The 20,548-nt window shown below is 71.7% G+C and carries 20 protein-coding genes; 8 read left to right on the forward strand and 12 right to left on the reverse strand.

Annotated features, from left to right (window positions below; translation table 11 throughout):
• Positions 1-7: 7 nt before the first annotated feature.
• Positions 8-904 (forward strand): patatin-like phospholipase family protein, encoded by an 897-nt coding sequence (locus AB1460_RS11180; protein WP_420497252.1) that lies wholly within the window; start codon positions 8-10, stop codon positions 902-904.
• On the forward strand, positions 901-1,962 hold the full coding sequence (locus AB1460_RS11185; protein WP_368960863.1) for a 1-acyl-sn-glycerol-3-phosphate acyltransferase: 1,062 nt from the start codon (positions 901-903) through the stop codon (positions 1,960-1,962). Before AB1460_RS11180 ends, AB1460_RS11185 begins: the two co-directional genes overlap by 4 nt.
• 92 nt (positions 1,963-2,054) lie before the next feature.
• Here the strand turns inward: AB1460_RS11185 and AB1460_RS11190 are convergent, their stop codons facing one another.
• From AB1460_RS11190 to AB1460_RS11205, 4 genes are all read right to left on the reverse strand, one after another.
• The gene (locus tag AB1460_RS11190; RefSeq protein WP_368960865.1) at positions 2,055-3,248 is read right to left on the reverse strand and encodes an MFS transporter; all 1,194 of its coding nucleotides are present in this window, start codon (positions 3,246-3,248) and stop codon (positions 2,055-2,057) included.
• Between the two features lie 140 nt (positions 3,249-3,388).
• The gene (locus AB1460_RS11195) at positions 3,389-5,287 is read right to left on the reverse strand and encodes a PAS domain-containing protein (RefSeq protein WP_420497248.1); all 1,899 of its coding nucleotides are present in this window, start codon (positions 5,285-5,287) and stop codon (positions 3,389-3,391) included.
• Between the two features lie 87 nt (positions 5,288-5,374).
• A complete protein-coding gene (locus AB1460_RS11200; RefSeq protein WP_368960868.1) occupies positions 5,375-6,265 on the reverse strand; it encodes a DUF5995 family protein in 891 nt (296 codons plus the stop codon).
• A gap of 240 nt (positions 6,266-6,505) precedes the next feature.
• The gene (locus tag AB1460_RS11205) at positions 6,506-7,981 is read right to left on the reverse strand and encodes an acyl-CoA carboxylase subunit beta (protein ID WP_368960869.1); all 1,476 of its coding nucleotides are present in this window, start codon (positions 7,979-7,981) and stop codon (positions 6,506-6,508) included.
• Between the two features lie 355 nt (positions 7,982-8,336).
• Between AB1460_RS11205 and AB1460_RS11210 the strand changes: the two genes are divergently transcribed.
• The 3 genes from AB1460_RS11210 to AB1460_RS11220 all read left to right on the forward strand — a co-directional run bounded on the left by AB1460_RS11210 (position 8,337) and on the right by AB1460_RS11220 (position 10,374).
• Positions 8,337-8,714, forward strand: coding sequence for a GntR family transcriptional regulator (locus AB1460_RS11210; RefSeq protein ID WP_368960871.1), 378 nt, complete (start codon positions 8,337-8,339; stop codon positions 8,712-8,714).
• Positions 8,715-8,794: 80 nt separating this feature from the next.
• Positions 8,795-9,691: an ABC transporter ATP-binding protein gene (locus AB1460_RS11215; protein ID WP_368960900.1), complete on the forward strand. Its 897-nt coding sequence runs from the start codon at positions 8,795-8,797 to the stop codon at positions 9,689-9,691.
• Positions 9,688-10,374 carry an ABC transporter permease gene (locus tag AB1460_RS11220; RefSeq protein WP_368960872.1) on the forward strand — a complete coding sequence of 229 codons (687 nt, stop codon included), beginning with the start codon at positions 9,688-9,690 and terminating at the stop codon, positions 10,372-10,374. Before AB1460_RS11215 ends, AB1460_RS11220 begins: the two co-directional genes overlap by 4 nt.
• Positions 10,375-10,501: 127 nt before the next feature.
• On the opposite strand, the gene crcB is transcribed toward AB1460_RS11220, so the two are convergent.
• On the reverse strand, positions 10,502-10,876 hold the full coding sequence (crcB, locus tag AB1460_RS11225; protein WP_368960873.1) for a fluoride efflux transporter CrcB: 375 nt from the start codon (positions 10,874-10,876) through the stop codon (positions 10,502-10,504).
• A complete protein-coding gene (locus AB1460_RS11230) occupies positions 10,873-11,358 on the reverse strand; it encodes a fluoride efflux transporter FluC (RefSeq protein WP_420497249.1) in 486 nt (161 codons plus the stop codon). Before AB1460_RS11230 ends, crcB begins: the two co-directional genes overlap by 4 nt.
• A gap of 236 nt (positions 11,359-11,594) precedes the next feature.
• On the opposite strand from AB1460_RS11230, the gene AB1460_RS11235 reads away from it, so the two are divergent.
• The gene (locus AB1460_RS11235; RefSeq protein WP_368960875.1) at positions 11,595-12,629 is read left to right on the forward strand and encodes a hypothetical protein; all 1,035 of its coding nucleotides are present in this window, start codon (positions 11,595-11,597) and stop codon (positions 12,627-12,629) included.
• Positions 12,630-12,752: 123 nt separating this feature from the next.
• On the opposite strand, the gene AB1460_RS11240 is transcribed toward AB1460_RS11235, so the two are convergent.
• The 4 genes from AB1460_RS11240 to AB1460_RS11255 all read right to left on the reverse strand — a co-directional run bounded on the left by AB1460_RS11240 (position 12,753) and on the right by AB1460_RS11255 (position 16,400).
• Positions 12,753-13,040, reverse strand: a complete 288-nt coding sequence (locus tag AB1460_RS11240; protein WP_368960876.1) for a DUF1540 domain-containing protein — start codon at positions 13,038-13,040, stop codon at positions 12,753-12,755.
• Between the two features lie 375 nt (positions 13,041-13,415).
• A complete protein-coding gene (locus AB1460_RS11245) occupies positions 13,416-14,834 on the reverse strand; it encodes a helix-turn-helix domain-containing protein (RefSeq protein WP_368960878.1) in 1,419 nt (472 codons plus the stop codon).
• A 279-nt stretch (positions 14,835-15,113) separates the two neighbouring features.
• A complete protein-coding gene (locus AB1460_RS11250; protein ID WP_368960880.1) occupies positions 15,114-15,860 on the reverse strand; it encodes an SDR family NAD(P)-dependent oxidoreductase in 747 nt (248 codons plus the stop codon).
• 78 nt (positions 15,861-15,938) lie between these two features.
• A complete protein-coding gene (locus AB1460_RS11255) occupies positions 15,939-16,400 on the reverse strand; it encodes a cupin domain-containing protein (protein WP_368960881.1) in 462 nt (153 codons plus the stop codon).
• Between the two features lie 413 nt (positions 16,401-16,813).
• On the opposite strand from AB1460_RS11255, the gene AB1460_RS11260 reads away from it, so the two are divergent.
• Together AB1460_RS11260 and AB1460_RS11265 are read left to right on the forward strand one after the other, a co-directional pair.
• Positions 16,814-18,658 (forward strand): ABC transporter ATP-binding protein, encoded by a 1,845-nt coding sequence (locus AB1460_RS11260; protein ID WP_368960883.1) that lies wholly within the window; start codon positions 16,814-16,816, stop codon positions 18,656-18,658.
• A gap of 166 nt (positions 18,659-18,824) precedes the next feature.
• Positions 18,825-19,427, forward strand: a complete 603-nt coding sequence (locus tag AB1460_RS11265) for an NADPH-dependent FMN reductase (RefSeq protein WP_368960884.1) — start codon at positions 18,825-18,827, stop codon at positions 19,425-19,427.
• A 93-nt stretch (positions 19,428-19,520) separates the two neighbouring features.
• On the opposite strand, the gene AB1460_RS11270 is transcribed toward AB1460_RS11265, so the two are convergent.
• Positions 19,521-19,958: a nuclear transport factor 2 family protein gene (locus AB1460_RS11270; protein ID WP_368960885.1), complete on the reverse strand. Its 438-nt coding sequence runs from the start codon at positions 19,956-19,958 to the stop codon at positions 19,521-19,523.
• A 74-nt stretch (positions 19,959-20,032) separates the two neighbouring features.
• Positions 20,033-20,407, reverse strand: coding sequence for a glyoxalase (locus AB1460_RS11275; protein WP_368960904.1), 375 nt, complete (start codon positions 20,405-20,407; stop codon positions 20,033-20,035).
• Between the last annotated feature and the right edge of the window lie 141 nt (positions 20,408-20,548).

Here is a 20,548-nt window from a genome sequence, read left to right on the forward strand (position 1 = left end):
GGGCCCGGTGGCCTTCGTGCTCGGCGGTGGCGGCGTGCTCGGCGCCGCGGAGGTCGGCATGCTCGGCGCGCTGCTGGACGCCGGCTGCCGGCCCGACCTGGTCGTCGGCACGTCGGTCGGGGCCATCAACGGCGCGGTCGTCGCCGCTGACCCGACAGCCGCCGCGATCGGCCGGCTGACCGAGCTGTGGTCCGATCTTGGCAGCTCGGAGGTGTTCGCGGGCGGGCCGGCGAAGCGCCTGGCGACGGTCGTCCAGCATGGCTATCTGCATTCGAACGCGCCGCTGCGGCGGATGCTGCACCAGCATCTCGCGGTTACCTTCGAGGAGCTGCCCGTGCCGTTCCAGTGTGTCGCCGCCAGCATCGAGCGTGCGGCGGCGCACTGGTTCGGGCAGGGGCCGCTCGTCGACGCGGTCCTGGCATCCTGCGCAGTGCCCGCACTGCTCCCGCCGGTGAAGATCGACGGCGAGCACTATGTGGACGGTGGCCTGATCGACAGCACCCCGGTGGGCCGGGCGGTGGCCCTCGGCGCGCGGACGGTGTACGTGCTGCACGTCGGCCGGATCGAACGTCCACTCAGGCCGGGGCGCTGGCCGTGGGAGGCCGGGCTGGTCGCCTTCGAGATCGCCCGCCGCCGTGGTTTCGCCGACGCGATGGCGAGTCTGCCCGCGGGGGTGGCGGTGCACGTCCTGCCGGTGGGCAGCGGGAACGGGGCGCCGCTGCTCGGGCTGCGCTACCGGTCGGCCGCCGGGGTGCGCCGCCGGATCGAGCAGGCCCGCCAGGCCACCGCCGAGCACCTCGAACGGATCGGAACCGGTGCCCCGCCGCAGGCGTCCGCCGCGTCCGCCGCACCGTCCCGGCCACCTGTGCCGCCCGGGGTATCGGGGTCGGGTCGGGCCAGGTGAGGGTCCCGCCGCGGGCCGTCCGTCGGCTGGTCATCGATCCGGTGTTCGTCCCGGTCGCGCTCGGGGGGACGGCGCTCGGGGCCGCGGTGGCGCTGCTGGGCCTGCTCGGCGTGCCGCTGGACCGGAGGTTACGGCTCAGTCGCATCGCCGCGCTGGCCGCGACCTACCTCGCCGCCGAGGCAGTAGTGATCATCGCGGGATTCGGGCTCTGGCTGGTCCGGCCGCTGCTGCGGATGCGGTGGGAGCAGGCCCATCTCGCGTTGCTGCGCGGCATGCTGGGGCTGGTCGTGGCGGCAGCGCGCCGGCTGATGCGCTTCCGGCTGACCGTGCACGAGCCTCCGCCCGGGGGGCCCGGGTGCGCCGGCCGCCCCGTGCTGGTCGCCAGCAGGCACGCCGGTGCCGGCGACTCGTTCGTGCTGGTCGACCTGGTGCTGAACCGCTACCAGCGAATCCCGCGGGTCGTGCTGCTGGCCAGCCTTCAGCTCGACCCGGCGATCGACATCCTGCTCGGCCGGCTCGGCGCCTGCTTCCTGCGGACGGACGGCGCCGACGCGACGGCCGTCGCGCGGGTCAACGAGCTCGCGGCCCGGCTGACCGACCGGGACGCGCTGATCATCTTTCCCGAAGGGGCGAACTTCACCGCCAGGCGCCGCCGGCGGGTGATCAGCGGACTGCGCCGCCGCGGGCAGCGGGCCCGGGCCCAGATCGCCGAGGACCTCACCCACGTGCTCCCGCCGCGGCCCGCCGGGGTGCTCGCCGCGCTGGACGCCGGCACCGTCGCCGGGACGGTCGTGGTTGCTCATACGGGTCTGGACCGCCTGGTCACACCGGGCCTGGTGTGGCAGGCGCTGCCGCTGCGGGAGCCGATGGAGGTGCGCTGGTGGTGGATTCCGGCCGGAGAGCTTCCCGCGGCGGGCACGGAGCGCACGGACTGGCTGACCATGCACTGGGCGGTGGTGGACGCCTGGGTCGACGCCCACCGGCCCGCCGGTCCCGCGGGTCCCGCCGGTCCCGCCGGCCCCGCGGGCCCTGCCGGTTCGCAGCCATCCCAGGCCTGACCGGCGCCGGCCGGGACCGAACGTCGAGCCGCATGGCCCGGCCGAGATGCATGGTCCCGGGGGAACGCCGCGCTCGTCGTCAACACCCGCGACTACGGACCGGCTCGTTCATCGTCAGCGCGACCTCCGCGACCTCCGCGACCTCCGCGACCTCCGCGACCTCCGCGACCGTGGGCCAGGGCGATCACTGCGCCGGCTGCGAGAACGACGGTGAGGGCGGCATAGCCGTAGGTCAGGGTGGTGAACGCGGCGATGCCGCCGACCAGGAGCGGGCCGCCCGCATCGCCGAGCTCGCGGCCCAGTTCCGCGGTGCCCATCGTCTGGCCGAGGCGGTCGGCGGGGGTGGCGCCCGCGAGGGCGGCGAAGCCGAGGGGAGTGATCAGGCCCGTTCCGGCGCCGATGAGAGCCGCCGCGGCGAGGACACCGCCAAGGCCTGGGAGCATGGCGCAGCCGAGGCCGGCGGTGGTCGTGAGCAGCCCCGTGGCGATCCCGGCGTGGGCGGTGAGCCTGCCGGCGTCGAGGGCACGCCCGGCCCGGGGCTGGACCAGCGCCCCGCAGGCTGCCAGCACCGACACCGCGGCGCCGGTCGCGATCGTTCCGAGCCCGGCGGCGGCGCCGGAGACGGGCAGGAAACCGACGCCTGCGGACAGCGCCGCGGTCGCCGCGGCGAGTGCAGCGGTCGGGCCGAGAAAGGTCGGCTCGGCCAGGCGCCGGGCCAGGTCGAGAACCGTCTGGCGGGCCCGGGGCAGCGGGGGGACCGCCGGGACGGTGTACGCGGCCCAGGCGGCGACGCCGGCCGCGAGCACCGCCAGCACGCCGAACAGCAGCCGCAGGCCCCCGGCCCACACCAGCACGCCGCCGAGCAGGGGGCCGAGGGTGTACCCGATGGATTTGTAGAAGCCGTAGCTGCCGAACGCCCGGCCGTGCCGGGCGGCCGGGTTGAGCCGCGCGACCAGGGCTGATGCGGCGGGGGAGAAGGCGGACGCCGCGGCCCCCTGGCCCAGCCGGGCCGCCCACAGCCAGCCCGGACTGTCCGCGATCGCATAGGCGGCGGAGGCGGCGGCGAACGCGACAAGGCCGCCGAGCAGCACCGGGCGGGCGCCGATCCGGTCCGACAAGGTGCCGAAGATCGGCTTGAGCAGCACCTCCGCCCCGTCGTACAGGGCGAGCAGACCACCGAGTACCAGCAGCGAGGTGACCGCGTCGTCGGAGAAGCCGCCGAGGTTGGCGGCGATGCCGTGGGCGCCGAAGGCGGTGGTGAATCCTGCCGCGTACAGCGGCCACATGCGCCGGTCCCGCCCGGCTGGTGCTGGCTGGTTCACGGCTGGTGATGCATGCGTCACCGCTGGTGCCGCCGGTTCGTCGGTCTCCTCGGGGCGGACTGCTCGACAGCATCATCACTCCTGGCCGGCAGGGACGGAGGGACTCACGAGGGCTGGAGGGCGAAGATGGTCCGGCGGATCTCCTCGATGGTCTGGTCGAGGGCGCTGGTGGCGGCGGTGAGGCGGGCCGCGGCGAGGTCCCCGATGAGGCGGACGAGGGACTGCAGCTGCAGGCCGATCGCGAACAGCCGCTGGATGACCTGGTCGTGCAGGTCCCGGGCGATCCGGTCCCGGTCCTTGAACACCGCGAGCCGGGCGCGTTCCTGCTGGGCGCGGACGAGTTCGACGGCGAGGGCTGCGTCGTTCGCGAACGCCTGCACCAGCTCCACGTCGCCGGGTGGGCGGCGGGTGCTCTCCGCACGATTGCCCAGGATGAGAACGGCCGGTGACTGGTCCGTGAGACGCATCGGGACGATCAGCGCGGTGGCGAACGGGACGTCCGGTGCGGGCAGGACGCGGCTGCCGCGAAGGTCGAGGCAGTCGAGGAGCACCGTCCTGCTGCGGGCCAGTTCGTCGCGGATCTGGCTGCCGGCGAGCCCGATGGCCAGGCCGCGCAGCGCGTCGGGCCGGACGGGCAGGTCGGAGGCGACGTCAGCCGCGGTGAGCACCAGGTTGCCGTGTTCGTCGGGGACAGCGATCGCGGCGAGGTCGACGGCCGCCATCTGCCGCGCCATGGCCACGACCGTGTCGAAGGCGGCCGGCATGCCGGGTGCCGTCAGGACGCCGGCGGTCATCTGGGCGCTCGCGGCGAGCCATGCCTTGCCGCGTTCGGCCCGTTCGTAGAGCCCGCGCAGCTCGTGTTCGGCCCGGTCCCGCTCGAGGGCCGCGGTGAGGACGTGCGCGACAGCCTGGACGAACGTCTTCTCGTCCGCACCGAGAAGACGCGCTGCCGGCGGCCAGACCGCCAGGAAGCCAAACGGAGACCACACGCCGCCGATCCGGGCGGTGACGATGGTCGGCTCCCCGTCCGGGATATGGCCGTCGGGCCGGACCAGCTCGCACCGCGTGCCGTCGAGGACGGAGGTGATCAGACGGATCGCCTCGGCGACCAGGGCGTCGACTCCGGAACCGGACACGGCATGGCTGCCGAGCCGGGCCAGGCCCGCCTGCCGGTTCTCGGCCCGGCGCAGGTCGGTGATGTCGGTGAGGACGACCGCCAGCACCTCCTCGCCGTCCTGCAGACTGGGGATCACCGATACCCGCAGGGACATGACGGGCCCGCGGCCGACGGTGACGTCGAGGTCGCCGGTCTGGGCATGGTTGGTGCGGAGCGCGGTGGGCACCATGCCCCACTCACCCCCGAGGGGTCGCTGTCGCGGGTCGGCCGGCCACAGCAGGTCCACCAGGTCGGAGAGCGGGGCACCGAGGCGCTGCGGGGCACCGGCGATCCGGTCGATGACCGGGGAGGTGCGCCGCAGCCGCAGGTCGGCGCCGTAGACAGCCACGCCGACCGGCAGGTCGCCGCCGCCGACCTGGGCCGGGACCAGTTCGAGCAGGGCGGCATGTTCCCCGATCGTCTCCGTACCGTGGCGCGACGCGGTGACGTCCAGGATCGTGCCGGTGTTGCCGACCACCGCGCCCGTCTCGTCGCGGATCACCATCGCCCGGATCTGGACCCGGCGGTAGCTGCCGTCCCGGGTGCGGTAGCGGGTCTCGTGGTGGCAGTGATCAGCTCCGCCGGCGACCACCCCCATGAACAGGGTGATCGTGTACTCCAGCTCGTCAGGGTGGACGTAGTCGAGGAAACGGGTTCCCAGGCTGGGTCCGGTCTCGAAACCGGTGAGCCTCTCCCACGCCCTGTTGAGATAGGTCCACCGGCCCTCGGCGTCGGTCTGGAACACCACCTCGCCGAGTGTGTCGAGCAGCTGGGCGGCGTCCACCCGCCGGTCGCCGGCTGGCCCCTGCTCGGGTATCTGGACAGTGTCACGCGACACCGATGTCACCGACGGCCCCCGATCCATCGTGAGAGTGGACTGCCGGTGCCGGCGGCCCACGCATGAGCCGGCCACCGGCACCAGTCGGTCAAGGCATCAGGAACGTGCCATGCAGTAGACGTTCCTGTCCTGGCCCAGCGGAAGAAGGCCGGGTACGGAGTACACCGTCCGCAGGGTGGTCGCGGTGACCGCGGCCGCCGTCTCGATCTCCCTCTCGACGCGGGCGCGCGCCTCGGCGGTGGGAGCGTTCACCAGGCGCTCGGCGTTGCGCCAGGCGGTCTCCCGCCAGGTCACCAGCAGCTGCATGAGCACGGTGTACGACAGGCCCAGCGGGGTCGCGATGTTGTCGATCGAGGGGTCGAACCGGTCGGCCGCCTCGCGCAGCAGCGGGTCGACGACCTGGTTGAGCATGACGTTGACCTTGTCGTGGTCGGGCTTGCGGCTGCGGCCGTCCGCCGAGACCAGCCCCAGCGAGGCCAGCACGAACGGCAGATCCCGGTTCACGTGCGCGTTCATGCCCAGCAGGATGTTCCCGGCGCCGGCGAGGCGGCGGCCCGCTGCCGCGTCGAACGCGATCCGCCACGCCGCGGGAACCTCGGTGCCGCCGCCGGCCCGCCAGCTGTCATAGGCGTGGAAGTAGTACGCGGCGAACACGGCGTCCTCGGTGTTGACGTAGGAGACGTCCTGGAAGAAACCAGGCTGTGCCGCCACCCGCCGGTATTCCTCGGTGGTGCGCAGGTAGGTCAGCGCGAACACCGCGTTGTGGTCACAGCTCGCCGCCAGTGGGTCGTAGCGGACCTGCATATGCGCGATCGTCGCGTCGACACACCTGGGATCGCCGTCGGTGCACTCCTGCACGTCGGCCGGGGTGTACGCGGTGGGAAGCGGTGGCAGCAGGCCCGTCCACCCGATGAACAGCGGCGTTGCCGCCGAGGCGGGTACGGCCGTCCAGAAGGCGAGCCCTACCGCCAGTATTCCTGAGACCAATGAAATAAATGCACCGGCGATCCGACTCCATCCGGCAGGCGAGAACGTCATGGTTCCGCATCATAGGGCCGCCATCGGACGAAAACTTACCGCACTATTATTCGGGAAAGCTAGAATCGATTACCTTTTAGGCTTCTCGCGGTCGCGTCAGATCTCCGGAACGGGCGCATCGGGCCGCCGGTCAGCGGCACTCCCCGGTGGTACCCCCGACGGTGCCGCCGGGGGTGCCACCGGGCGGTGCTACAGGGGGATGTTGCCGTGGTCGCCCCGGCGGGCGGGTGCGCCGGCGAGGGCTTCGGCGATGCACTGGCGGGTGTCCGCCGTGTCGATGACAGTGTCGATGACGCCGAGGGCCAGCCCGCGGTCGACGCCGCCCGCGGAGCGGGTGTGCTCCTCGGCGAGCTCGGCGAGCACCTTCGGTCGTTCCTCCTCGGACGCGGCGGCGAGGGTACGCCGGTGCAGGATGCCGACCGCGGCCTCGGCACCCATGACGGCGATCTCGGCTTCCGGCCAGGCGAGGACGGCGGTCGCGCCGAGCGAGCGGGAGTTCATCGCGATGTACGCCCCACCGAACGACTTGCGGGTGACCAGCGTGACCCGGGGCACGGTCGCCTCGGCGAACGCATAGAGCAGCTTGGCGCCGCGGCGGACCACGCCGTCCCATTCCTGCCGAACACCCGGAAGATAACCGGGGACGTCCACGAGCACCACGAGCGGAACGCCGAAAGAATCGCACATCCGGACGAAGCGGGAGATCTTCTCCGCGCTGAGCGAGTCCAGGCAGCCGCCCTTGCGGATCGGATTGTTCGCGATGACTCCGACGGGCTGGCCATAGAGGCGGCCGAGGCCGACGACCGCGTTCGCGGCCCATTTCGGCTGGAGTTCCTCGAACGGGTGCGGGCCGTCGTCGAGGATGCGCAGGATCAGCGGCCGGACGTCGTAGGCCCGGCGGGGCCGTTCCGGCAGCAGCGCGCCCGGGTCGGGCCGCAGGTGCTCGTCCGCGTCCAGCTCGGCGGTGAGGCCGGGATCGAGAACGAACGGGCCCGCCCCGGCGAGCAGACCGGTGATGCGCCGGGCCCGCGCGAACGCGTCGCTCTCCGAGGAGGCCTGCACGTGGACGACACCGGACCGGCGGCCGTGGGCGTCGGCTCCACCGAGGCCCTCCATGTCGATCTGCTCGCCGGTCACGCTGCGGACGACGTCCGGGCCGGTCACGAAGATGCGGCCGGCCGGCGCCATGATGACGACGTCGGTCAGTGCCGGCCCGTAGGCGGCGCCACCCGCGGCCGGCCCCAGTACCACCGAGATCTGCGGGATCCTGCCCGATGCGTGGATCATGGCGGAGAAGATGCGGCCGATGCCGTCGAGGGACTGCACACCCTCGCCGAGACTCGCCCCGCCGGAGTGCCACAGGCCGATGACGGGGCGCCCGATGCGCACCGCCTCCTCGATGGCGGCGGCGATCCGGGCGGCACCCTCGGCGCCGAGGGCGCCGCCCATGCGGGTGCCGTCCGTGCAGAAGGCGACGGTCACGTCACCGTCGATCCGGCCCCGGCCGGCGAGCACGCGGCTGCTCGCCGCCGCGGCGCCTGCGCCGGCGAACGGGACGAACGAGCCCGGGTCGAACAACTGGGTGAGCCTGTGGTGGGGCCCGCGTCGGTCGTCCTGTTCCGGAATGACCACCCGGAGCCGATCGCCGCTTGCTACCTCCGTCATGTGATCCCTTCCCAGCTTCGGCGGCCGCCGGAGGGGACACCTCCGCGGCACCGGCGGAAGACGCCCGCCGCCCGCTCGGCCCGGTGTGCCCACCAGGCCCCGTCGCGTCCAACTGGTCCGATGATGGCGAGAGGTGCTTACGGATCTCTATAGCGGCGCTCAAGTCCCGGTGAACACTGCCGGTCACAGCAGTCGAGTGACGAAACGGTCGACGACCTGGTCGCTGTGAGTAGTAACTCGACTGCAGGGTCGCTCCCGCTGGGGTTGCCGGGATGCTTGACGATCTCCAGTTCGCTGGTAAGTTACTTGAGTAACTAACTAGTGAGCGGCGCCGAGATCGCCGCAGGGGGTGGCTGTGCTGGATGACGGAACGCCGCTGTTCGCCCAGATCGCCGGGCGGCTGGCAGACGAGATCGCCGACGGCTCGCTGGCGGAGGGCGAACGCGCGCCGTCCACCAACGAGCTGGCGGCGTACCACCGGATCAACCCCGCCACCGCGGCGAAGGGCCTCAACGTGCTGATTGACGACGGACTGCTGGAGAAGCGCCGGGGTGTGGGCATGTTCGTGGCGGCCGGCGCCCGCGACCGCCTGCTCGCCGACCGGCGCAGGTACTTCGCCGAGCGCTACGTGCAGCCCCTGGTCGCCGAGGCGCAGCGGCTCGGGATCGACGCCGACGCGCTGGTGGAGCTGGTTCGCGAGGCCGGCCGGGTGCAGGAGGCGGGAGCGCTGTGACGACGTCCGTTCCGACTGGCGGTGCCGCGGCCCAGGCCGGCCCGGCGGCTGATCCGTCCTCCGGCGAGACTCCTGGCCCGGTGGCTGTCTCGGTCACCGGCCTGACCCGCCGCTACCGCGGTCACCTCGCCCTCGACGATGTGACGATCGACTTCGGCGGGCCGTCCATCACCGGGCTGCTGGGTCGTAACGGCGCCGGAAAGACGACGCTGCTGAGGCTCGTCGCCGCCCAGGAACTGCCGTCGCAGGGGCAGGTCCTGGTGTTCGGCGCCAGCCCGGTGGAGAACGACGCGGTGTTGCGGCGCATGGTGTTCGTGCGTGAGGACCAGACGTTTCCCGATTTCAAGGTCCGTCATGCGCTGAAGGCGGCGTCCTGGTTCTATCCGAACTGGAGTGACGCGGCCGCCGCGGCGCTGGTCGAGGAGTTCGAGCTGCCGACCGGGCGGGCGGTGAAGAAGCTCTCCCGCGGAATGCGGTCGGCGCTGAGCATTGTGATCGGCCTGGCGGCCCGCGCGGAGGTGACGCTGTTCGACGAGCCGTACGCCGGGCTGGACGCCGTCGCGCGCCAGCTGTTCTACGACCGGCTGCTGACCGAGTACGCCGAGCATCCCCGGACGATCGTGCTCTCCACCCACCTGGTCGACGAGGTCGCCGGCCTGCTGGAGCGGGTGGTGATGATCGACGGTGGCAGAGTGGTCCTCGACGCGCCCGCCGACGATCTGCGCGGTGCGTTCACCGCCGTGAGCGGTCCGGCCGCCGCGGTGGAGACCCTCGTCGAGGGGCGTCGCGTCTGGGGCCGCCGCCGGGTCGCCGCCCGGGAGTCGGTCGTGGTCGGCCCGCTGGACGGCGTCGACCGGCTGCGCGCGCGGGACCTGCACCTGCGCCTGGAAACCCTGTCGCTGCAGCAGGTGATGGTGCACGCCTCGAGCCGCTCGGACGGCGGCCCGGTGGAGTCACCGGAGAGGACAAACGCGTGACCAGCTGGAGCACCATCGTCAGGGTTGCCCGCTACCATCTGATCCAGCGTCCCATCTACCTGTCGCTGCCCTGGGCGCTGACCATCTTCAGTCTGGCCATCAACCTGGTGATCGCGTCCCAGACGCCCGCCAGCAACACCGGCGGGCTGCTCACGATGTACTCGTGGATGTTCGTCGGCGGCCTGCTGAGCACCACCCGCTCGTTCCCGTTCGGGCTCACCCTCGGCATCAGCCGGCGCTCGTACTACCTGGGGACCACAGCACTCGCGATCATTCTCGCCGCTGGCAACGGGGCCGTGCTCTCCGCCCTGCACGCGCTGGAGGGGCTCACCGACGGATGGGGCGTCGGCCTGCACTTCTTCCGGGTGCCCTACATCCTCGACGGGCCCTGGTACCTCACCTGGCTGACGTCGTTCGTGGGCATCGGGCTGCTGTTCGTGTACGGCATGTGGTTCGGCATCGTGTATCGGCGCTGGAACCTCACCGGGCTGGTCGCCTTCCTCGCCGGCCAGATGACGCTGGCGCTCGCCGTCATTCTCGCCGTGACCTGGACGGACGCCTGGGCGGCCACGGGACGTTTCTTCACCGACCTCAGCGCGGCCGGGCTCACCGGGGTCCTCGCCGTGCTCACCGCGGCGCTGTTCGCCGGCGGGTTCACCACGATCCGCCGGGCCACCGTCTGACCACCGGCAGGTAGCCGAGGGCGGCCGAGGGAGACGCGGCCGAGGGAGACTGAGCGCATGCGGGTCGCCCTCCTGGTCACCGTGAGCGCGGACACCGACCACCCGTCCGAGGCCTGAGCGGACGGGTTCAGCCCCACCACAGTTCGGCGATCCCGACACCCGCGGCGGCCGCGCCGAACGTGGCGAGCACACTGCCCGCGACGTTCGCGGCGGCCAGCAGCAGCGCACCCTTCTCGACGAGCAGCAGGGTCTCGTAGGAGAAGGTGGAGTAGGTGCTCAGGGCGCCGCACAGCCCCGGCCCGAGCAGCAGCGCGAGGCTGTCCGAGGCGGCCCCGGCGGCGGCGGCGCCGGTCACCAGGCCCAGAACCAGGCTGGCGACGACGTTCACGGTCAACGTCCCCCAGGGGAAGCGGCTGGGGTGCCGGGCCTGCACGGCCCGGTCGGTCAGGTAGCGCAGCGGCGCGCCGACCGCGGCGCCGGCAATCACCAGCAGCCAGGTCACCCGGCCTCCTCCGGCGCTGCCCGGCGGATCCCCGTGAGCCGGCGGGTCACGGTGACGGCGGCGCTCACCGCAACCAGCGCGCCCAGCACCGTCCCGCCCAGATAGGCGAGGGCGAGCCCGCCCCGGCCAGCGGCGACCAGGCCGCGTGCCTCGACCGCGTAGGCGGAGAAGGTCGTGAACCCGCCCAGTACCCCGACGCCGAGGAAGGGGCGGACCAGCGGATGCACCCCGCGCCGGCGCACCCGGTGCCGAGCCGAGATCGCCGCCATCAGCACGCCGATCGCGGCGCAGCCGGTCAGGTTCACCCCGAGTGTCGTCCAGGGGAAGGCCTCGGCCGGAGTCGGCCAGAGCAGCGACGCCCCGCGGCGCAGGCACGCTCCGGCCGCGCCGCCAACCGCGATCACCACCAGCAGCGACAGCGGGGAGCGCCGGCCGCCGGCCACCACCGGCGCCGCGCGGCCCCGGTCGTCGCGGTCTGCCACCACAGGTCACTGTAGCCGCTGGCACTCCGGAAAAGGCGGGCCAGGCCCCTTCTCCGCGATGGGCGAATGCCCCCGGGCCGGTGGCTTCCGGCGAAGGAATCGATGCCGGAGATATATCGGATTGGTATATCTGTGCGGCAGAAATTGTATTGGCAGGCGTTGGGTGAGCAGCCGTAGCCTACTACCGGCACGGCCGCCGGACCGATCGCGCTGACCCGCGGAGAAGAGGACATCCCATGGCCATTGATCTCACCGGCGGACTTCCCTCGAGCCGCGAGCACGTTTTCGCCGAGCGGCCCGAAAACCCGGAGATGCGCGACTCGGCCAGTATGTGGATCTCCGATGACCGGGGCGAGATCGGAATCCCCCGGGTGGCGATCGAAGCCGTCGCCGCGAACTGGGAAAATCATCAGCTGCAGCTCAACCTGGCGTTCCCCGACGGCCGGGTGTACCGCCTCCGGGAGGCGGGCCCCTCGCACCCGCCGCTGGACGACGAGGGGCGTCCCGCGGTGCTGGGCGCCGGCCCGCTCGAGTTCCGCTGCGTCGAGCCGTTCCGGACGTGGACGGTCTCCTTCCGGGGCGACGCCGTGCAGACCTCGACCCGGGCGCTGATCGCCGGTGATCCGGATGGGCCGCGGGTCGACGTGGAGTTCCAGGTGGAGGCCACGCTGGCGGCGCCGCCGTGGATCCAGGGCACGCTCCTGCCCGAGGCTGGCGCGCTGCTCGCCGGTTCGGTCGAGGGCGGCCTGATGGGCGGCCCTCGCTACGAGCAGCTGTTCCGGGCGAAGGGGACGGTGCGGGTCGGCGGCGACGAACAGACGTTCAGCGGGAGCGGGCTGCGGATCCGGCGCCAGGGCGTCCGCGAGCTGGCCGAGTTCCGCGGGCACTGCTGGCAGTCCGCGCTGTTCCCGGGCGGGCGCGCCTTCGGCTACATCGCCTACCCGCCGCACGACGACGGCCGGCCCACCTTCAACGAGGGCTTCCTGTACACCGGGGATGGGCCGCTCGTCCCCGCCCGGGTGATCGAGGCGCCCTGGCTCGGCCGGCTGCAGCCTTCGGGTGAGGACGTCTCACTCGTCCTCGAATCCGAGCTGGGGCGAACCCGCATCGAGGGTGAGAGCGTCGTCTCCACCTTCGACATCGTGCACAGGCCCGACATGCCGAACTTCCCGGTTCTCCACCAGGGCGGAATCCGGTACCGCTGGGACGGCGAAGAGACATACGGAATGCTGGAGCGTTCCACCATGCGCGACAGAATCATCTGGTCCTGAGCGCAGCGGCCAGCGTTTTCGTCGGTAGGCCGGCAGGAGGTACACCTCGACCACCGGGCGGCGGAACGCGGCGCCGGTGGTCGAGGTGGGCCGGTCGGCGACCGGTCTACCGCGCCCCCGCCGTCACTTCTGGTACGTGAGGCAGTCCACGCCGTTCAGGTTGAAGCCGACGGTGATGCCGTCCGCCCTACAGGTGAAGTCCTTGTTGTGCTTGCAGTCGGTGACCTTACAGGCGCCGACATGACCGGCGTCGGACCTGCTTCCACCCTTGGAGGGCGCCACGAAGAAAGTATCGCAATGTGCCACCAGAGCACCCGAATCGCCCACCGTGATGGCCGGGGCGTGGCAGGCCTGCTTGTTGTTGTACGCGCACGCGTCGACCGCGCATTTCGTGATAACGGGAAGCTCCATGACTCTCCTCGTCTCTGTCGGTCCTCGCTGCGGAGGAAAAACCCTGCGACCACTTTTTAGAAGTGTTGCAGGCCTCCGTCAAGACGATCGTGGCGACGGGGAATGGAGAGTGAGGGGCCTTCAGGTCATCGCTCGCCCGGCATCCCAGCGACGCTGCATCTCTTTCGAACACTGAACGCAGGTAAGGTTAACCTGAATTCATGGCCGGGCTGATGAAGTGCCGCCAGGATGCCGCATGAAAGGTCCGGAGCGTCTTCCGCGGGCCGGGGTCACGGCATGATTGCCATGACCCCGACCACGCAGACGCCCGTAGTGTCAAAGGAAATCAGGAAATCAGGAAACCGGGGCTGCCGCACCGTTCTCCATCGTGTTGCCTCAGCGCGGTGACGGGACGGCGAAGTAGCCGAGGATGTCCACCCCGTGGCGGGCAAGGTCCTCGTCGGTCAGGCCGGCCTGCTGATGCGCCTCGCGGGGGAGGGCGGAGAGCTCGGCAAGATTGACAAGCATGAAGTAGACACGTGTCGTGATCCCGGAGTAGCCGCCGTAGCCGATGTTGTACGGCTGGACCATGAAGCAGTTCTGATCGGTCAGTTCCAGCGGGTGGCCGGGGAAGAACCGGCCGGTGCCGGGGGCGCGGGCCGGGGTGGAGTCCGTCGTCGCGGGATCGGCCCAGGCCGCGGGCACCAGGATCCTGCCGTCGGCGGGGCGGGAGTCGAGCTGGCCGCCCAGCGTCACCGAAGGGCTCCAGGCCGGGAAGTACTGGTACGAGGCCGCCGTGACCCGAATGCCGCCCGGTTCGCTCCCCGGGCCGTCGATGATCTCGGCGCTGGTCGGCAGTGGCAGTCCGTAACAGCCCGAGGCCGGAGCCGCACCTCCACCGCCTGCCCCTGGAACAGCCCCTGCAGCAGGCGCTCCGCCCTGGCCGGGGGCTCCGAACGGCGGTGGCAGCCCGGGCCCCGGCGGGGGGCCGGGCCCTCCTACGGGGGCCGGAGCTCCGGGACCGCCCGGACCGAACGGCGGCGGCTCCACTCCGTCCCCCGGGCGGGGGGAGGCCTGCTCGATGCCGCCCGATTCCAGCACGACGGTGGAATCATCGTGGGTCAGCACGAACACCATGGCCGCGACAGCCGCGACAGCCGCGACGGCGGCGAGCAGCGCCGAACCGGTCAGCGCCCGGGCCGTCCGCCGGGACAGTTGGGCCGCGCCCGATTCGGCCAGCTCGACCGGCGCCGCTGCCGCTGCGCCGAGCGGCGTATTCGGAGCGGTCGGCGCGACCTGGTCGGTCGGGGTTCTCGGGGCGACCTGTGCCGGCGGGCCGGGCAGCGCCCTCGGGGCGTTCTGAGCCGCGGAGATCTCCGCGCCAGCAGGGACGTCCGGGCCGGAGCGGTCGACCCGAGTATCGGAGCCAGCCAGGTCGGTAGGAGTGCCGGGGACGCCGGGGGCCTCAGCAGAAGGCGCTTCGGGGAGCTGGGTCGGGCCGCTGGCAGCCGGCTGGGTACGGGGCGCGGGAATCGGCCGCGGGTGCAGCCGGTGCCAGGCGGCCAGCCAGGCGTCCCGGCGGTCGGGGTCGTAGGCCTCCGCGATCAGCGTGAGCGTTTTCAGCGTCAGTCGACGGCGCCCGTTGCGCAGGTCGTTCACGGTCGTCTTGGAGACGCCGACGCGTCTCTCGACCGCGCGGTCGTCGGACGTCCCCAGCATGCGCACGACCGCGGCGCGCAGGTCATCGGTGCTGGAGATCCCGTCCGGCCCGGTGCCCGGGCCCGCGGAGTCCCTGTCCGGCGGTCGCTGCGTCATCGTTCCCTCGGTGTCGTCGCCTTGCGGGCAAGCGTCCGCCGCGCGGATTGCCCTGCACCACAGCGATTGCCCCAGGGTCGACCGTACGACAGGACAGGACGGGACAGACAGGACGTGCCGTTCTCCGCGGGGGATGGCCCGGGATCAGGACACGGATAACCTTTGTCTGGCGTTCGGGGGGACGTCCAGCAACCGGGCGCCGGGTTCAGACCCGGTGCCCGGAGGCTGGCAGACCCCGAGGCCGCCAGGGCCAGGGGTTGGTGGACGGGGCGCCGCCGGTCAGCTGACGGTGAGGCCGTTGTCGATGGTGTAGACGGCGCCGGTGATCGCCCGGGCTTCGTCCGAGGCGAGAAACGCGAACAGTGCCGCGATGTCCTCCGGCTCCGCCAGGCCGCGCATGCCGGCCATGCGGCGGGTCAGGTCGTGGTCCATGTCGGGCGGGAACGTCGCCCCGGTGGCGATGTTGGTCCTGGTGCCGGCGGGCGCGATGGCGTTGACCCGCAGCGGCGTCTTGAGGAACTCGACGGCGAGCGAGCGGGTGAGCTGGATGAGGCCGCCCTTGCTCATGCTGTACGCCGCGGAGTAGGGCACACCCTGCAGACCCGAGTTCGACGCGATGTTGATGATCGACCCGCCGGTCTCCAACAGGTGCGGGATGGCTGCCTGGGCGAGGAAGAACGCGCCGTCGAGGTTCACGCCCATGACCCGCCGGTACTGTTCGACCGACGTCTGGGTCGTGTGTGCGGCGAGGTAGATGCCGGCGACGTTGCCCAGGACGTCCAGCCGCCCGAACTCCGCCACGCAGGCGGCCACCGCCTCGGCGCACGCCGCCGGGTCGCTGACGTCGGCCTGGCGCACCGACACCCGGCCGGTCGTGAGCGCCTTCGTCTCGGCGAGCCGGCCCTCGTCGATATCCAGGCCGAGCACGGACGCGCCCTGGCTCGCGAGCCGTAAGGCGATCGCACGGCCCATTCCGGAACCGGCCCCGGTGATCAGTGCGGTCCTGCCGTCGAACGATGCGGTCATGGGGTGAGTCCTCCGTGTCGTCAGATCAGGGGTTGCGGACGTCGACGTGCGGGTTGGAGAGGCGACAACAATGCCAGGTCAGGATGTCGGGCCCTGATCGACGAAGATCGCGGGTTCGCCGGCGTGGATCTCGATCCATTCGGCACCCTCCTCTCCTGCGCGCCAGGCGTAGAGCAGGTCGGGGGTGAAGAAGCCCATGCCTGGGCCGACCCGCCGCCGTCCGAAGACGAGTTCACCGCGCAGGACGTAGTTCAGTTGATGGGTGCCGTGGCGGTGGGGTTTGACCTGCTCGCCGGGCTGGGCCTTCTCATGGAAGACGGAAAGCCGCGGCGTCTGGACGATGGTCTTCGTGACGAGGTCGCGCCCAAGGAGGTCCAGATAGCCCTGGACATCCTCCCCGTCGCCGAAGATCTCGGCGTTGGTGCGGCCCGGGAGCTCGTCGATGTCGAAGAAGAACTGCCGGGGCCGCTGCTCGGCCTGGGCCTGGTCCGCCTGCCGGTCCTCGGGCTCCTGGGGCTTTCCGGTGGGCTGGTCAGCCATTGGCTGACTCCTTCCGAGTTGGTGGGTACGTCCCATGTTCCCCCTGGTAGCGGGCCGAAGGACCAGAAATGGCCGCCTGCCGCGCGCCGAACGCCCCGTCTTCGGCCGGGAGGAAGTCCTTCCACTTCGGCCAGTTGACCCGAGATGCCCGCGGGCCACCGCAGACCACGACGAATGACGGGGAGGGCGACCGCCGGGTCACTGACGCTGGTGCCGTGAAGCAGGATCCTGAATCTCCCGGTCCCGTTCCCGTCCAGCGGCCCGCCGAGGCCGCGCCCGCGCCTGCGCCTCCCCCTGCGGCGGCGCCAGCCCCGGCCGCGGCGAGTAGCCCCACACCAGGCCGTGACCAGGTGCTGACCTACGGCCGGGAGGATGATCCCAAGGCTCGGGCATGGTCGAAGCACGACCTCACGATGAGCCGCACGGGCGTCCTCGCGATGGGCCGGCGGCTACCCGGCCTGCTCCGGCTGGCCTGGTCGCTGGCCTGGGAGGCCGACCGGTCGGGGCTGATCGCCCTGGTCGGCCTGCGGGTGCTGGCGGGGGTGGTCGAGGCCGTCGGGCTGCTTGCGGTGGCGGGCGCGCTGACCGCCGTGCTCAGCGAGGGTCCGACCCCCGACCGGCTGCGGGAGGCGTTGCCCGCCCTCCTGATCGTCGTCGGGGCCGGGGTGCTGCGGACCGCGCTCTCTCTGATCACCAACCTGCTGCAGAGCCGGTTCGGCCCGCGGGTCGATCGCGTCTCGCTCGTGCGGCTGCTTGACCTGGCGACCCGGACGTCCGTCATGTCCTTCGACGACCCTCAGTTCGTCGACGATCTCGACGCGGCGGAGCGCGGAGCGACCAGCGGGCGCAAACTCGTCGACGACGCCGTCGAGGTGTTCACCTCGGGAGTGCAGATGGTGGCCGCGGGCGGAGTCCTCACCGCGCTGCACCCTGTCCTGCTGCCGTTGCTGGTGGCCTCGATCCTGCCGGACGGCTGGGCGTCGGCGCGGTCGGCACGGCTGGCGTACCTGTCGTGGCTGGGGCGGATCCGGCAGGTCAGGCGGCAGTTCATGCTGCGTCACCACATGACGGCACGCGACTGCGCGGCGGAGATCCGGTCCTTCGGCCTGAGCCGGTTCCTGCTCGACGAGTACGAGTTTCTGGCGCGGGACATCGAGGCCGAGCAGATCCGGGTCGGCCGCGGCCAGGCGAAGTACCGGCTGACCGGCGAGCTCGTCTCCGGCCTGGCCCTTGGAGCGGTCTACACGACGCTGGTCCTGCTGCTGAACGCCGAGATCATGCCACTGGCCGCGGCGGGCACCGCGGTGCTGGCGATCCGGACCGGGCGCGGAGCCCTCTCCACCGCCCTGACCAGCCTGAACAGTGCGTACGAGAACTTTCTGTACTTCGACGAGTACCGCTCGTGGATGGCGGAGGCGGTGCAGCGTGTGCCGGTGACACGCGCGGGCTCGGCCCCGGCCGAGCCCGCGGTCATCCGGGTCGAGGACGCCACCTACACCTACCCGCAGACCGACACTCCGGCGCTGCACGGCGTCACGGTGGAACTGCGCCGCGGCCAGGTCGTCGCGTTCGTCGGGGCGAACGGCAGTGGCAAGTCCACCCTCGCGAAGGTTCTCGCCGGCCTGTACGAGCCGGACTCCGGCCAGGTCACCTGGGACGGCGTCGATCTCGCCGGCGTCGACCCGGCCAGCGTCCGGTCCCGGATCGGGCTGATCCCGCAGCAGTACACGCAGTGGCCGATGTCCGCCCGGATGAACATCGCCGTCGGGGAGATCAGCCGGCTGTGGGCCGAGGGCCCGGACAGCGTCATCCCGGCAGCGCGCGCCACCGCCGCCGACGAGGTGATCGACAAGCTGCCGCACGGTTACGACACCTCGCTGGCCAGGCAGTACAGCGCCGGGCACGACCTGTCCGGTGGGCAGTGGCAGCGAATCGCCTGCGCCCGGGCCGTCTACCGGGACGCCCCGGTGCTCATCGCGGACGAACCGTCCGCGGCCCTGGACGCCCGGGCGGAGCAGGCCCTGTTCGACCTGATCCGGGACCTGGGTCGCGACCGGGCCGTCCTGCTGATCACCCATCGGCTGGCCAGTGTCCGCACCGCCGACCGGATCTACGTCCTCGACGAGGGCCGGGTTGTCGACGAGGGCACGCACCCCGAGCTGATGGAACGCCCGGGGATCTACCGTGACCTGTTCACGCTCCAGGCCCGCCACTTCGTCGACCTGCCTGACCCCGGCCGGGAGGCTGTGGACGCCTGACGGGACGGCCGGTGCGGCCCGCCTCGACCCGGCGTGTGAGGTGGGACGCGGCTCGGCGGGAAGGATCGAGCCCCCAAACTGCTTGAAGCCTCAAGAGAAGGGCAGCCCCGGAACCACGCCGGGCACCACGGAGCGGCACGTGTCGCGCGGCCAGAGCGGAGATCCCATGTCCAAGCCCCTTCTGCAGGTCATCGTCGCCAGCACGAGACCGAACCGGGTCGGCCCGGCGGTGGGCTCGTGGATCGCCGACGCAGCCCGGGCACACGGCGGATTCGACGTCGAGGTCGTCGACCTCGCCGAGGTGGACCTGCCGCTCTTCAACGAGCCGCACCACCCGATGACCGGCAACTACGTCCACGAGCACACGAAGCGGTGGAGCGCCCTCGTCTCACGCGCGCAGGCGTTCGTGGTGGTGACGCCGGAGTACAACCACAGTTTCCCGGCCTCGCTGAAGAACGCGCTGGACTATCTTGCCCGCGAGTGGCGCTACAAGGCCGTCGGCCTCGTCTCCTACGGCGGGGTGTCCGCTGGCCTGCGGTCGGTCGCGCAGCTCAAGCCGGTTCTCGCCGCGCTGCGCATGGTGCCGGTGACGGACGGCATCTCGGTGCCGTTCGTCGCGCAGCGACTGGACGAATCCGGAACCTTCCGCAGCGACGAGGTGCTCGACGCGTCTGCCAGGAAGATGCTCGACGAGCTGGTGACCGTGGGCACCCCGCTGATCGCGCTGCAGGAGCCCGCAGCCACCTCCATTCCCGCGCCGAGAGCCTGAACTGCCGAGGCCTGAACTACCGAGGCCTGAACCTGCGCGCCGTCACGCCCGAGCCGGGTGCGCGGGCGCGCAGGGGTGACGTCCGCTCGCCCGCTACCGGGGGGCTCCGGTGGCGGCCTCGAACCAGACGTTCTCCTCGACGAGCTTCCTGCTCTTCCAGCCATCGTCGGTACGCACCATCTGATGGCGGTAGAACCCGCCGCAGTAGCTGAGTCCGGAGGTGCCGGGGAGGATCATGGGATTGAAGAACATCGCCAGCACCTCGGCGGTGTCACCGTCCAGGGTGATCTCGACATTGGTGATGTAGTGCTGCGTCATCGGCATTGCACCGATGCCGGCGCGCAGCCAGGCGCCCATGTCGTCGCGCGAGCCGAAGCTGGTGGGTGAGGAGCTCGCCGCGCGGAAGTCAAGGAAGGCGTCGGGGGTGAAGACCGTCTCCCACAGCTCCCAGTCCTTGGTGTCGACCCCGCGGGCGTAGCGCGCGAGCACCTCGTTGATCTCGATCCGGTCGGCGACTTCCTGTAAGTCCATGGGTCCCCTTCGCGAAGACGGTGGCGTGACGTGGTGCCCGGCCCGTTCCCGTCACCACCGTGCCAGGAGTGGGCCTATCCCGCCGCGGGGATGCCCGCCGGGCGGCGCAGCTCCCAGCGGTTGCCCGCCGGATCGGCGCAGAACAGCACGGTCAGGTCGCCCCGCCCGGCGGACCGGAACGTGATGCCGGCGGCGGTGAGCCGGGTCTCGAGCACCGCGACGTCGTCGTCGACCTCGATCGCCGTGTGCGCGCGGGCAGCGGGCCGGTGGTCGGGGTCGATGCTGAGATGGATCTGGCTGCCGTCGGTCGCCTCGTACCACCGGGCGATGCTGGCGAGATCCGCCGGCACCTCCATCCTGCGGTAGCCGAGAACGTCGACCAGGAATGCGCCCTCGACCTCCTCGAGGCCAGGCGGCACACCCAGGTTCGCGTGGTGGAAGCGCGGCATGATTCTCCAAACTGCCATGAAAGGGAGCCACGCACCAGCACCAGCACCAGCACCAGCACCAGCACCAGCACCGGCGCCGGCGCCGGTGCTGGTGCTGGTGCTGGTGCTGGTGCTGGTGCTGGTGCGTGGCTCCCTTTCATG

Source organism: Parafrankia sp. FMc2 (assembly GCF_041008525.1).
Classification (GTDB): Bacteria; Actinomycetota; Actinomycetes; order Frankiales; family Frankiaceae; genus Parafrankia.